Annotated in this window: 12 protein-coding genes and 1 pseudogene; 7 read left to right on the top strand and 6 right to left on the bottom strand. The window is 73.5% G+C overall.

Translation table 11 applies throughout. From position 1 onward, the window contains the following. Positions 1-10: 10 nt before the first annotated feature. The 4 genes and pseudogenes from ACQP0U_RS10655 to ACQP0U_RS10640 form a co-directional block, all read right to left on the bottom strand. Positions 11-702 (bottom strand): annotated as a pseudogene (locus ACQP0U_RS10655) (D-sedoheptulose-7-phosphate isomerase). Further along, positions 699-1,916: a glycosyltransferase gene (locus tag ACQP0U_RS10650; protein WP_433317984.1), complete on the bottom strand. Its 1,218-nt coding sequence runs from the start codon at positions 1,914-1,916 to the stop codon at positions 699-701. The pseudogene ACQP0U_RS10655 and the gene ACQP0U_RS10650 overlap by 4 nt, the downstream one beginning before the upstream one ends. After that, positions 1,901-2,875, bottom strand: coding sequence for a glycosyltransferase (locus ACQP0U_RS10645; RefSeq protein ID WP_433317982.1), 975 nt, complete (start codon positions 2,873-2,875; stop codon positions 1,901-1,903). Before ACQP0U_RS10645 ends, ACQP0U_RS10650 begins: the two co-directional genes overlap by 16 nt. Continuing rightward, positions 2,872-4,548 (bottom strand): HAD-IIIA family hydrolase, encoded by a 1,677-nt coding sequence (locus ACQP0U_RS10640; RefSeq protein ID WP_433317980.1) that lies wholly within the window; start codon positions 4,546-4,548, stop codon positions 2,872-2,874. The genes ACQP0U_RS10645 and ACQP0U_RS10640 overlap by 4 nt, the downstream gene beginning before the upstream one ends. Before the next feature lie 155 nt (positions 4,549-4,703). Between ACQP0U_RS10640 and ACQP0U_RS10635 the strand changes: the two genes are divergently transcribed. From ACQP0U_RS10635 to ACQP0U_RS10625, 3 genes are all read left to right on the top strand, one after another. Continuing rightward, positions 4,704-5,150 carry an SRPBCC family protein gene (locus ACQP0U_RS10635; protein ID WP_433317978.1) on the top strand — a complete coding sequence of 149 codons (447 nt, stop codon included), beginning with the start codon at positions 4,704-4,706 and terminating at the stop codon, positions 5,148-5,150. Further along, positions 5,147-6,148, top strand: coding sequence for an SDR family oxidoreductase (locus tag ACQP0U_RS10630; RefSeq protein WP_433317976.1), 1,002 nt, complete (start codon positions 5,147-5,149; stop codon positions 6,146-6,148). Before ACQP0U_RS10635 ends, ACQP0U_RS10630 begins: the two co-directional genes overlap by 4 nt. Before the next feature lie 149 nt (positions 6,149-6,297). Beyond that, entirely contained in the window at positions 6,298-7,065 is a 768-nt protein-coding gene (locus tag ACQP0U_RS10625) for a polyprenol monophosphomannose synthase (RefSeq protein WP_433317974.1), read from the top strand. A gap of 90 nt (positions 7,066-7,155) precedes the next feature. Here the strand turns inward: ACQP0U_RS10625 and ACQP0U_RS10620 are convergent, their stop codons facing one another. Then, the gene (locus ACQP0U_RS10620) at positions 7,156-8,766 is read right to left on the bottom strand and encodes a phytoene desaturase family protein (RefSeq protein WP_433317972.1); all 1,611 of its coding nucleotides are present in this window, start codon (positions 8,764-8,766) and stop codon (positions 7,156-7,158) included. Positions 8,767-8,838: 72 nt separating this feature from the next. On the opposite strand from ACQP0U_RS10620, the gene ACQP0U_RS10615 reads away from it, so the two are divergent. Beyond that, complete coding sequence (locus ACQP0U_RS10615; protein WP_433317970.1) at positions 8,839-10,272, top strand: aldehyde dehydrogenase family protein; 1,434 nt, start codon at positions 8,839-8,841, stop codon at positions 10,270-10,272. A 70-nt stretch (positions 10,273-10,342) separates the two neighbouring features. On the opposite strand, the gene ACQP0U_RS10610 is transcribed toward ACQP0U_RS10615, so the two are convergent. Continuing rightward, a complete protein-coding gene (locus tag ACQP0U_RS10610; RefSeq protein WP_357069061.1) occupies positions 10,343-10,744 on the bottom strand; it encodes a ChaB family protein in 402 nt (133 codons plus the stop codon). A gap of 176 nt (positions 10,745-10,920) precedes the next feature. On the opposite strand from ACQP0U_RS10610, the gene ACQP0U_RS10605 reads away from it, so the two are divergent. The 3 genes from ACQP0U_RS10605 to ACQP0U_RS10595 all read left to right on the top strand — a co-directional run bounded on the left by ACQP0U_RS10605 (position 10,921) and on the right by ACQP0U_RS10595 (position 12,939). After that, positions 10,921-11,907: a YihY/virulence factor BrkB family protein gene (locus ACQP0U_RS10605; RefSeq protein WP_433317967.1), complete on the top strand. Its 987-nt coding sequence runs from the start codon at positions 10,921-10,923 to the stop codon at positions 11,905-11,907. Positions 11,908-12,008: 101 nt separating this feature from the next. Continuing rightward, positions 12,009-12,425 (top strand): DUF2795 domain-containing protein, encoded by a 417-nt coding sequence (locus tag ACQP0U_RS10600; protein WP_088947320.1) that lies wholly within the window; start codon positions 12,009-12,011, stop codon positions 12,423-12,425. A gap of 52 nt (positions 12,426-12,477) precedes the next feature. Beyond that, positions 12,478-12,939 carry an SRPBCC family protein gene (locus ACQP0U_RS10595; protein WP_433317965.1) on the top strand — a complete coding sequence of 154 codons (462 nt, stop codon included), beginning with the start codon at positions 12,478-12,480 and terminating at the stop codon, positions 12,937-12,939. Positions 12,940-12,972 lie beyond the last annotated feature (33 nt).

Genomic DNA, 12,972 nt, shown 5'->3' with positions numbered 1-12,972 from the left:
CTCCTCATCCTCACGCGTCGACCTGCTGTCCGGTACCGCCGTCGAGCACCACCTCGACCCCGGTGCGCACCGGCGCCGGCTTCCCCGGCACCGGGTGGACGACCACCGGATCGGCGACCGCCGCCAGCGCGGCGGGCAACTCCTGTTCGAGGTACTCGCAGAGCAGATGACTGGTCACCAGGTGCAGCTCCTGGACGACCTGGGTGTCCGGGGACGCGACGGCCAGCACGTCGTCGCAGGCGTCGGCGAGCGGATTGGGGGCGACACCGGTGAGCGCCCAGGTGGTCACCCCGACGTCGCGGGCGGCCTGCACGGCGGTGACCAGGTTCTGGCTGGTTCCGCTGGTGCTCAGCAGCAGCAGGACGTCGCCGGGGCGGCCGTGGGCGCGCACCTGGCGGGCGTACACGTCGGCGTAGCCGTAGTCGTTGGCGATGGCGGTGAGCGCGCTCGTCTCGGCGTGCAGCGCGATCGCGGACAGCGGCCGGCGGTCGTCGCGCAGCTTGCCGACCAGCTCGGCGGTGAGGTGCTGGGCCTCGGCGGCGCTGCCGCCGTTGCCGGCGACCAGCAGGCGACCCCGGCGGCCAGCCGGTGGGCCAGGTCCGCGCCCCAGCGCGCCAGTTGCCGCTCACACCGCCGGTACGGCACCAACGCCGCCGCGAGATTCGTCAGGTGGGTGTCGAGCAGGCTGCCCGTCGGCATCAGGCCACCACCCGGCTCGGCCGGCGCACGGCGGCCACCTCGCTGTAGACCTCGACCAGCCGCTCGGCGGTGGCCGCCCACGAGTACCGCGCCCGGGCCCGCTCGCGCGCCGCCGTCGCGTACGCGAAACGCCTGATCCGGTCGTCGAGCAGACCCTGGATCGCGGTTGCCAGGGCGTGCGGGTCCCGGGCCGGCACGAGGTCACCTGTCGTCCCGTCGACCACTGTGTCCCGGATGCCGCCCACGGCCGTTCCGACGACCGGCACCCCACAGGCCATCGCCTCCAGCGGGGTCAACCCGAACGGCTCGTACCAGGGCGCCGCGACCAGCAGGTCCGCCGAGCGGTACCAGCGGCCCATCTCCTCCCGGGGCACCGCCCCGACCAGGTGCACCCGGTCGGCCACTCCGCACGACTCCGCGAGGGCCCGCAGCCGGCGGGCGTACGGGTCGGTCTCCAGGAGCCCCTCGGGTGGGCCGCCGACGACCAGGCACTCGGCGTGCGGGACCAGCGCCATCGCGCGGATCACGGTCTGGAAGCCCTTGCGCTCGACCAGCCGACCCACTGTGAGGATCCGGGCCCGTCCCGGTTCCCGGTCGGCGGCCGGCCCGAGCGGGGCGAAGGTGGCGAGGTTGACCCCGGAGGGCACCACAGTCATCCGGGACCGGGGCACACCCATCCGGACCAGCTCGCCCACCTCGTCGCGGCACTGCGCGACGATCCGGTCCACCGAGCGGCCCAACTCCCGCTCGTAGGAGACCCGTCGGGCCGGGCTGGTGTCCTGCACACCCTGGTAGCGGCGCTTCACAGTGCCCAGCGCGTGGTACGTCTGCACCACCGGCACCCCGGTCTGCCGGCCGGCGGTCAGCCCGGCCAGTCCGCTCATCCAGAAGTGCGCGTGGATCACCTCGGGCACCCAGTCACCGCCGCGCCAACGCTCGATCAGCCAGGTGCTGAACTCCCGCATGTGCGGCAGCAGCGCGTCCTTGGCCACCGGCTCGGCCGGGCCGGCCGGCACGTGCACCACGTCGTACCCGTCCGGGCTGCGGACGGTGACCGGCAGGTCGGGCGCGTCGCGGCGGGTGTAGACCCGCACCTCGTGCCCGGCGGCGGCGAGCGCGGCGGACAGCTCCGCGACGTGCGTGTTCTGGCCGCCGGCATCCTCCCCTCCGAGGACGGCGAGCGGGCTGGCGTGCTCCGAGATCATCGCGATCCGCATACTTCCTCCTCCAGCAGCCGGTCCCAGTCAGCGAGGAAACGGTCGAGGCCGTACCTGTCGCGCGCGGCGGTTCGCGCCGCCGCTCCGGCCTGACGCGCGCTGGCCGGTTCGGCGATGAACCGGCGGGCGGCGTCGAGCAGGGTGTCGGTCCGGGTGGCGAGCGCCCCTGCCTCCGGGGGCACCGCCATCACCGCCTCGGTGGTGGCGAGCGCGACGACAGGCATGCCGATCGCCATCGCCTCGATGAGGCTGAGCCCGAGGGAGGTCCACCGGCACAGGTGCAGGTACGCCCGCCGTCGGGCCAGTTCGGCGTGCATCCGGTTCTGGGGCACGTCGTCGTGGCTGGTGAGCCGGTCGGCGGGCAGCCCCAGGTGGTCGGCCAGGCCGGCGACGCCCATGCCGAACACGTCCAGCGGCGCGATCTCGGCGAACTGGGGCAGCAGGTCGGTGCCGGTGACCCGGCCTCGCCGTACCGGCTCGTTGATCACCACGGCGAGCCGGTCCAGCTCGCCGGTGTAGGACGCGGAGGGGGCGACGATGCCGTGGTCGACGACAGTGCTGCGGGTGGCGCCGGTGTCCCAGAAGATCTGGTTGAACCCGGTGACGTGGGCGATGAGCAGGTCGTCCCGGTCGGCCATCGGGTGACGCGTGTTGGGCACGTCGCCCTTGGGGGTGTTGTGCTCGACGTAGATCGCGGGAACGTCGCGGCCGGGACGGCGGCGGAGCCACTCCTCGGCCCGGTCGATCTCCTCGGGGCGTTGCAGGATGACCAGGTCGACGTCGGTGCCCGGCAGCTCCTCCGGGGTGACCTCGACAGCGCTGTCCGGCCAGGGGTAGGTGCGGGCCCGGCCGAGGCCGTACGGGCCGCGGTCGGGTGTGGTGGGAATCAGGTAGCGGTGGCCGCCGTGCACGAACGACGTGGTCCAGGAGCCGTGCACGTGCCAGAGCAGGATGTTCATCGGCCGCCACCACCACTGACGGCGAGCGTCCGAAGCGCGTCGACCACCTCGTCGGGGTCGATGCCGCTGAGGCAGGGGTGCCCGGGGACCGGGCAACTGGCCGCCCTGGTGTCCCGGCAGGGCGCGGCGGCGTCGCCGAGCCGGACGGTGGGCACCCGGTAGGGCCCCCACTGGCCGAACGGGACGGTCGGCGCGAAGAGACTCACCACGGGCACTCCGGCGGCGGCGGCCAGGTGCGCGGGCCCGGTGTTGCCGACCACCACCGCGCTGGCGTCCGCGACGATCGCGGCCAGCCCGGCCAGGTCGGTGCGGCCGCCCAGGTCGGTGCCGCCGGCCGCGGCGACCCGGGCGGTGATCGCGCGCTCGTCCGGGCCGCCCGTGACGAGCACCCGGTGCCCGGCGTCGGTCAGCGCCCCGACGATCCGGGTCGCCACCTCCGGCGGGCATGCCCGGCTGGACGCGTCCGACCCGGGGTGCAGTACCACGTACCCCGGGTCGCCCACGTCAGCCGGGCGCGGCGGCACGGCGTCTCGGCGGAGCCGGAGGACGGGTTCGTCGCCGTCGGGCAGCCGGTGGCCGGCGGCGGCGGCCAGGGAGAGGGCACGTTCGGGTTCGGGGACGCCGACCGGCACCCGGTGCCGGATGTCCAGCAGCGAACCCGGATAGTCGTCACTGATCGCCGCGATCCGGTCGATCCCCGCCATCCGCAACAGCAGCGCCAGCGGCAGGGCGGACTGGTGGAACGAGGTGAACACCACGGCCTGGTCCGCGCCCACCGCGCCCAACCGCGCGGTCAGGCTCCGCATGGCCTCCGGGTCGACCGGCCCCGGTGTGGGATCGATCCACGGCAGCGGATGCTCGATGATCTCGTCGACGCCGGGCAGCAGGTCGGCGGCGGCACGACCGCGCGGCCCGCACAACAGCACCACCCGCTGCGCCCCGGCCGCGACGGCGCGGATCGCCGGCCCGGTGACGAGCACGTCGCCAGCCGAATCCGAGCGGACCACCAGAGCCGTCCGTACCGGTTCGGTGGGTGCGGCCGAGGGTTGCACGGCCTGTTGGCGGCGCAGGATCTCCGCCACCGCCGCCGGCAGATCGGTGGCCACCCACCCGGCGGCGGCGATCTCCTCCGGTCGGGTCACCGGGGTGGGCACCAGCACCCCGGCGGCCCCGGCGGCCAGCGCGGCGGCGACGTCCCGGCCGATGTCGCCCACCAGCACGCAGCGGGACGCGGTGGTGCCCAACTCGCGGGCGGCGGCGTACACCATTCCGGGCGCCGGCTTGCGGCAGTCGCAGCCGTCGGCGTCGTCGTGCGGGCAGATCAGCCACGCGTCGAAGCGGCCCAGCAGCTCCTCGACGCGGGCGTGCACCGCCCGCATCTGCTCACCTGTGAAGTAGCCCCGGGCCAGGCCCGACTGGTTCGTGACGACCGCCAGCCGCAGCCCGGCCGCGCGCAGACGGTCCAGCGCCGCCCGCGCGCCCGGCACCGGCCGCACCTTCTCCGGGTCGCCGTTGTACGGCACGTCCTCGATCAGGGTGCCGTCGCGGTCCAGCAGCACCGCGTCGTAGAGGACTGGTCGGGGGGTCGCGACAGACCCGGAACCGGCGCGGTCAGCAGCGGCGTACACCTGGGCTGACCTGCGCTGATACGGATCCTCCTGGGCCTGTCGCACAGCCGGCGGGTTCCCTGCGCCCCGAGGAGTAAACGTCGTCGTCGGGCGGTGGGCCAGCGCCGCCAGCGATGCCCCGGGTCCGCCTTACCCGCCGTGCCGGAGAAGCTAACCCCGCGCGCCGTTAGCCCGTGCCGTGCCCCGGGTATGGGACCCCGGTGGCGATTGTGGAGAAAGTGATCGACGCGTCCCCGCAGCGGGTTTTTGACGTGCTCGCGGACGGATGGACGTACAGCGACTGGGTGGTCGGCACGGCGCACATGCGGGACGTGGACGACGCCTGGCCCCGGGTGGGCAGCCAACTGCACCACCGTGCCGGGCCCTGGCCGCTCTCCCTGCAGGACGCCTCGACGGTGCTGGTCTGCGAACCGCCGCACCGGCTCGTGCTCAAGGCCGGGCTGTGGCCGGCGGGCGAGGCGATCGTGGCCTTCACCCTGGAACCCGTCGGCGCGGACGCCACCCGGGTACGCCTCGGGGAGGACTTCGCCGCCGGCCCGCTGCGGTGGGTCCACAACAAGATCAACGATCTGGTGCTGCACCTGCGGAACCGGGAGACGCTGGACCGGCTCTCCGACATCGCCACCCGGCAGAAGGGGACGCCGTGACACGGACCGTGGTGGTGACCGGCGCGAGCGCTGGCGTCGGCCGAGCCGTCGCCCACGCGTACGCGGCGCGCGGCGCCCGGCTGGCACTGCTGGCCCGGGGCGAGGCGGGTCTGGTCGCCGCCGAGCGGGAGTGCCGGCTGCGCGGCGCCACCGACGTGCGCGTGTACCGGGTCGACGTGGCCGACGCGGGCGCGGTGCAGCAGGCCGCCGACGACGTGGTGCACCGCTGGGGCGGCATCGACGTGTGGATCAACAACGCGATGGCGTCGGTGTTCGCGCCGGCCTGGGAGATTCCGGCGCGTGAGTTCCGCCGGGTCACCGAGGTCACCTACCTGGGCACTGTGCACGGCACCCTCGCCGCGCTGCGGCACATGCGGGCGCACGGGCGGGGCACGATCGTGCAGGTGGGCTCGGCGTTGGCCTACCGGGGGATCCCGCTGCAGTCGGCGTACTGCGCGAGCAAGCACGCCGTCCAGGGGTTCAACGACTCGTTACGCGCCGAGCTGCTGCACGACTGCCCTGCGGTGAAGCTGTCCATGGTGCAGCTGCCCGCGCTCAACACGCCGCAGTTCTCCTGGGTCCGCACCCGGCTGCCGCGGCATCCGCAGCCGGTGCCGCCGATCTTCACGCCGGAGTTGGCCGCCCGCGCCATCGTGTGGGCCGCCGACCGTGGCACCAGGGAGCTGAACGTGGGCGGTCCGACCTGGCAGGCCCGGCTGGCCGATGCCCTGTTCCCCGGCCTGCTCGACCGGAAGCTGGCCCGCGACGGCTACGACAGCCAGCAGACCGGTGAGGAGATCGATCCGGCGACCTGGCGGGACAATCTGGATCACCCCGGCGATGCCGACACGGACCGGGGCACCGCTGGGGTTTTCCGCGAACAGGCGCGTGACCGTTCCGCGGCGCTCTGGGTCGGTACGCACAAGCCGGCGCTCTCCGGTGTCGCGCTCGCCGTCGCGGCGCTCGCCCTCACCGCTGTCGCTCGCCGTTGGCGTTGACCGGAGCAATCCCCTGACCAGGGCCTTCGCGCCCGTGCACGGTAGGCGGCGACAGTCCGCAACGCCCGGGAGGGGTGCCTCCCTCGGATCGAATACGGGAACTGGATACCCTTTCCATGACTCTTGTCCGCAAACCGAGGATGACCGACATGATCAAGCCGGTGCAGTTGCCGTCGCCGTGGCGGGACGCACGCCTGACCGTCGTCGTGCCCACTTACAACGAGGCGGGCAACCTCCCGGCGCTTGTCGAGCGACTGCTCGCGCTGCCGCTGCCCGGGCTGCGCATCCTCGTGGCCGACGACAACTCCCCCGACGGCACCGGGGAGGTGGCCGACAAGCTGGCCATCGAGAACCCCGACCGGGTCCAGGTCGTGCACCGTGCCGGCAAGGAGGGCCTCGGCCGGGCGTACGTGGACGGGATGAGTCGGGCGCTCGAGGGCGGCGCCGAGTACGTGGCGCAGATGGACGCCGACCTCTCGCACCCGCCGGAGGCGCTGCCGGGGATGCTGGGCGCGCTGCTCTCCACCCAGGCCAGCGTGGTGATCGGTTCCCGGTACGTGCCCGGCGGCGAACTCGACGAGAACTGGCCGCTCTACCGCCGGGCGCTCAGTGGCTGGGCCAACCTCTACGTGCACACGCTGCTGCGGGTCCGGATCCGGGATCTCACCGCCGGCTTCAAGATCTGGCGGGCCGACGCCGTGCGCGACATCGACCTGGAGCGGGTGCAGTCCAACGGCTACAGCTTCCAGGTGGAGATGCACTACCTCGCCACCAAGCTGGGGCACACCATCCTGGAGGTGCCGATCCGCTTCGAGGAGCGGCGCGACGGCGTCTCCAAGATGACGACCGCGACCAAGGTGGAGAGCGCGCTCATGCCCTTCCGCCTCCGCAGCAAACACCGCAACGTAACCCGCTGACCCCACCCCACCCGCCGGGTTGATCAAGAGGTCTGCGTCGCGAAAATCTGACGTGAACCTCTTGATCACCGGCAGGCCTGGGGTGGGCGGTCAGGGGGGTGGGTAGATGGCGCGGTGGGCTGTGGCGATGGCTGCGGCGTAGGCGCGGCCGGTGAGCGCGCGGTCGCGCGCCAGCGCCGCGCGGGCCGCGTTCGCGCCCGGCGCGCCGTGCACACCGCCGCCGGGGTGCGCCGACGCGCTGGCCAGGAAGAGCCGGTCCACCGGGGTGTCCGCCCGGCCCAGGCCAGGGATCGGGCGCAGGAAGAGCTGCTGGTACGCGGCGGCGGTTCCGCCGCCGAGCGTGCCACCGACCAGGCTCGGGTTGCCCTTCTCCAGGTCGGCCGGCCCGGCCACGTGTCGGCCCACGATCAGGCGCCGGAAACCCGGGGCCGCCGCCTCCAGCACGTCCTCCATCCGCTGCACGTGCCCGGCGACCTCCTCGGCCCGCCAGTTCCGCCGAAAGGGCAGGTGGGTGTACGACCAGAGCGACTCGGTGCCCGGCGGAGAGTGGCTCGGGTCCGCCACCGACATCTGCCCGACCAGCAGGAACGGGTCGCGGGGCAGCTCGCCACGGGCCAACTCGCTGGCGTAGTGGGTGAGGCCGTTCAGGTCCGCGCCGAGGTGCACGGTGCCGGCGCCGGCCAGCTGCCGGTTCGTCCAGGGCACCGGCGCGGAGAGCGCCCAGTCCACCTTCAGCGTGGAACCGTCCCACCGGAAGTGCGCCAGGTCCTCCACCAGCCGGGACGGCAGCGCCGCCGCGCCGACCAGGTCGAGGTAGAGCGCCGGCGCCGGGACGTCGGCGAGCACGGCCCGCCGGGCCCGCCACAGCGCGCCGCCGACGGTCCGCACCCCCATCGCCCGGCCCCGGGCGGTGAGCACCCGGTCGGCCCGGGCGCCGTAGACGATCGTTCCGCCGCGCCCCTGAAGCCGATCCACGAGCGCGTTGGTGATCTGCTGCGCGCCGCCGTCGGGCACCGGCCAGCCGACCTGCTGCCCGAGCATGGCCAGCAGCCAGCCGTACACCCCGGAGCCGGCCTCCTCCGGGGAGAGGTCGGTGTGCAGGGCACAGCCGGCCAGCAGGGCCGGCCCGCCGGGGCCGTCGAAGAGTTCGTCGCCGAGTTTGCGGACCGGCACGACGAGCCGCCGCGCCAGTCGCAGCGCGCCGGCGACGCGCAGCCGACGCAGCAGACCCACCCCGCCGCGTACCGGCGGGAACGGCGAGGTGATCGCCTCCAGCATCGGCTCGGCCACGTCGAGCCAGTCGGTGTACGCGTTGAGCCAGCGCTTGCCGTCCCCGGGGGCGAACTGCTCCAGCGACGCGGCCGTGACGTCCGGGTCCCGATTGATGACAGCGGCCCGACCGTCCGGCAGCAGGTGCGCCAGCACGTCCGGCGAGTGCCGCCAGGACAACCCGTGCCGGCCCAGGTCGAGGCCGCCCAGGACCGGGGAGGCGTACCCGAGGGGGTAGAACGAGCTGTAGAGGTCGCTCAGGTAGCCGGGCGCGGTCACCTCGGCGGAGCGCACCGCGCCGCCGGGCACGGCTGTCGCCTCCAGCACCACCACGTCCCAGCCGGCGTCCGCCAGCAGGTTGGCCGCCACCAGGCCGTTGTGCCCGGCCCCGACGATGACGGCGTCCGCGCTCTGCGCGACGGTGGGTGTCATCGGATCCGCCTACCCGGCGCACAACCGGGCGAAACGCGTTTGCCTCGCCGGGGCCGGGGCATCCAGCGCCGCATGTACACGGTTGCGCAGCTGGTGGGCGGGGTGTGGGGTGCGGGCGGCGACGGCGGCGAACTGGTCGTGCGTGATCCGGCGGACGACGCGCCGGTGAGCACGGCGCCGGTGGCCACGGCCGACGAGGTGGGCAAGGCGGCGCAGGCGGCCCGCAACGCGGCGGCCCAGTGGGCGGCGACCGCTCCGGCCGAACGGGCGGCGGCCCTGCACCGGGCCGCGGACGCGGTGGAGGCGGTCGTCGAGGAGTTGGCGGCGGTGGTCACCGCGGAGATGGGCAAACCGTTGGCGGACGCCCGCGGCGGCGTCGAGGCGGGAATCGGCACCCTGCGACAGTATGCGGAGCTGGCACCGCTGCGCGGCGGGCGCTCGCTGAACGGCCAGACCGACGCGCTGGACTTCCTGACCCCACAGCCACGCGGGGTGGTCGCGGCGATCACCCCGTGGAACGACCCGGTGGCGGTCTCCTGCGGACTGCTCGGCGCGGCCCTGGTGACCGGGAATGTGGTGCTCTACAAGCCGAGCGAACGGACACCGGCGACGGGTTGGCTGCTGGCCCGCGCGCTGGATCAGGCACTGCCGGCCGGTGTGTTGTCGCTGCTCACCGGCGGCCCGGAGGTGGGCGCCGCGCTGGCGGCGCAGGAGGTCGACGTGGTGGCGCACGTGGGCGCCACCGCGACCGGGCGGGCGATCGCCGCCGCCGCGGCACGCACCGGAGCGAAGGTGCTCCTGGAGAACGGCGGCAGTGACCCGTTGATCGTGGACGCGGGCGTCGACCCGGAGTGGGCGGCGGAGCAGGCGGCGCTCGGCGCGTTCGCCAACGCCGGGCAGATCTGCGTGGCGGTGGAGCGGCTCTACGTGCACCGGAAGGTGGCCGACGACTTCGTGGCCGCGCTGGTCCGCCGTGCCGGAGCGCTGCGGGTCGGGCCGGGTCGGGACCCGGGCACCGAGCTGGGCCCGCTCGTCGACCGGCGGCACCGGGACCACGTGCACGGGCAGGTCGCCGCAGCGGTGGCGGACGGCGCACGGGTGCGGGCGGGCGGCGAGGTGCCGGACGGACCGGGGGCGTTCTACCCGGCCACCGTCGTCACTGACTGCCGCCACGACATGGCGCTGGTCCGGGAGGAGACGTTCGGGCCGGTCGCCCCGGTGGTGGTCGTCGACTCGTTCGACGAGGCGCTGCGCTGCGCTGCGGACTCCCCGTACGGGCTGGCCGCCACCGTGTTGACCCCGTCGATGAGTCACGCGCAGCGGGCCTGGCGGGAGCTGCCGGTGGGCACCGTCAAGGTCAACGCGGTGTTCGGGGGCGCGCCGGGGGGTGCCGCGCATCCGCGCCGGGCCAGCGGGCAGGGCTTCGGGTACGGCCCGGAGCTGCTTGACGAGTTCACCGCCACGAAGGCGGTGCACATCGAGGCGCCCGGCGGCGGGCACTGGTGAACGGTACGGGCGGACGCAGGGGTGGCGCGTCCGCCCGTACCGCGTCGGTTGTGCTCCGGTGCGGCGGCGGTCAGTCGCCGCGGGCCTTGCGGGTGGCGCGGTCGTTGGCCTTCTCGATCGCCTTGACCAGGTCCGGTTTGGTCATGCTGGACCGGCCGGGTACGTCGAGTTTGCGGGCCACCGACATCAGGTGGTCCTTGGTGGCGTTGGCGTCCACGCCGCCCGCCGTGGGGGCCCGTCGTTCCGGCCCGCCACCGGCGGCCTGCTGGTCGCTGGGGCCCTTGCGGCCCTTCGGCTCCCAGTGGTCGCCCACCTTCTCGAACTGGTGCTTCACCGCGGCGAAGGCGGTGCGGTGCGACCGCTCCCCCTCGCCGTAGGTCTCGACCGCCGAGTCGTGCGTCTTCTCCCAGGTGCGCTGCGCCTTCTCCGGGGAGCGTCGCAGCGTGCTGGGCAGGTCCTCGCGCCCGGGCATCTCGTCCTCCTCCGTGTCGACAGAGTCACCGTGTCCGTTCCCCGGTGACGCGGCGGCAAACCATAGCGGCACCGGCCGTGGGCTGGGCGGGTTTGTCGATTTCGTGATCCGGGTACCGGCGGGCCAGGCCAGACCGGACGACCGGTCATCCGGCGGCCGGGGCGCAGGGAGCGGGCATGACGACCACGGAGCCCGGTACGACGCTCGACGGCACACCGGGTGCCGGGGTGCCCCGACGGATGCGGCAGTTGAGCTGGCGGACCTGGCGCGGGGTGCTGGTCCGCAGTGTGCAGAACTTCGTCAACGACAACTGCTCCGACTGGGCCGCCGCGCTCACCTACTACGGGGTCCTGGCGCTCTTTCCGTCCGCCATCGTGGTGGTGGCGCTCGTCGGCCTGGTCTCCGACGGCGAGCGGACCCTGGACACGGTGGTCGACCTGGCCAACCAGGTGGGCGCCGGGTCGGTGCTGACCGACGACAAGGGCGGCGTGGTCGGGGTGATCCGGACCGTGGTGCTCGACCAGAGCAACCCCAAGCTGCTGCTGAGTTTCGGCCTGCTCGGCGCGCTCTGGTCCGCGTCGGGCTTCATCGGGGCGTTCACCCGGGCCTCGAACGCCGTCTACGGGGTGGCCGAGGGCCGCCCGGTCTGGAAGCTTCGGCCGCTGCAGATCGGCCTGGCGGCGATCACGCTGGTGCTGCTCGCGGTGGTCGCCCTCGGCCTGATCGTCAGTGGGCCGGTCACCGATGCGGTCGGCGACCTGATCAACGCCGGCGGCCTGGCCCGCACGACGTGGAGCGTGGCGAAGTGGCCGCTCCTCGCCATGATCATGATGGTGCTGCTGTCCCTGCTGTTCTGGATCGCGCCGAACGTGCGTCAGCCCCGGTTCCGCTGGCTCACCCCGGGCGGCGCGGTGGCTCTGGTCTCCTGGGCGGCGGCCTCCTTTGGCTTCGGCCTCTACGTGGCCAACTTCGGCTCGTACGACACCACCTACGGCAGCCTCGGGGCGGCCATCGCGTTCCTGGTCTGGCTCTACCTGTCCAACTCGGCGCTGATGCTGGGGGTGCAGATCAACTCAGAGGTGCAGCGTGGGCGGCAGTTGCAGGCCGGCGACCCCGACCCGGAAGATCCGGTGCTGCCGCCGCGCAGGCCCGCCGACGACTGAGCCTCCGTTCCGGCTCGGGTGTCCGGTTCGCGGCCGGGCCGAGGGCCGGTTCGTGGCCCGGTGCCGGTTTACCGGGCGAGGTGCCGGGTAGCGCAGAAGGCATGGAGCGTGGCAACAGCAAGCACGGACCGAGGATCGACGAACAGATGAGTCAGGAGGTCAGCGGTCTCGTACAGGGGCCGGGGACCGGTGGCTCTCGGGTCGACGAGTCGCGGGTGCCGGAACCGGCTGGCGAGGACCAGCCGGAGACGACCACCGCCCCGGCCGGCGACCTGCGCACCGGCACCCCACAGGGCATGAGCTCCACGGACGTCGAGCAGCGCAGCCGGCTCGGCCGGTTCATCTCGATGAGCGCGCTGCCGGGCGACCGCCTGGTGCTCATCGCCAGCGCCCGCGAAAACGAGGCGCCGGACGACATCGTGGCGGCGCTGGAACGGCTGCCCGAGGGCACCGTCTACCAGACGGTCTCCGAGGTGTGGGCCGCGCTCGGCAACAAGAACGAGACAACTCGCTGGTGAGAGGGATCGCCCCCGATCCGACAATCCACCAGCGACTGAAGGAGGTTCCCCGATGAGTGGCGTTACCGAACACGTGGACGTTTCCGTGCCCGTACGCACCGCGTACGACCAGTGGACGCAGTTCGAGGAGTTCCCCGAGTTCATGGAGGGTGTGCAGGAGGTCCGGCAGGTCTCCGACACGATGACCCACTGGACTGTGGACATCGCCGGGGTGAAGCGCGAGTTCGATGCCGAGATCACCGAACAACTGCCCGACGAGCGGGTCGCCTGGCGTTCGACCGGCGGCACCCAGCAGGCGGGCGTCGTGACCTTCCACCGACTGGACCAGGACAAGACCCGGGTCACCCTGCAACTCGAGTTCGAGCCGCACGGTGTCGTCGAGCAGGCCGGCGACAAGCTCGGCATCGTCGACCGGCGGGCCAAGGGCGACCTGGAGCGGTTCAAGACCTACATCGAGCGGCGCGGTCAGGAGACCGGCGCCTGGCGCGGACAGGTGGACCGCCCGCAGCCGTGATCCTGAGCAGTGACCCGAGATGGCCGCCGGATT

This window comes from Micromonospora sp. CA-269861 (assembly GCF_050948505.1).
Taxonomy (GTDB): Bacteria; Actinomycetota; Actinomycetes; order Mycobacteriales; family Micromonosporaceae; genus Micromonospora.
The sequence above is the reverse complement of the archived record's forward strand: the minus strand, read 5'-3'. Positions and strand labels throughout refer to the sequence as shown.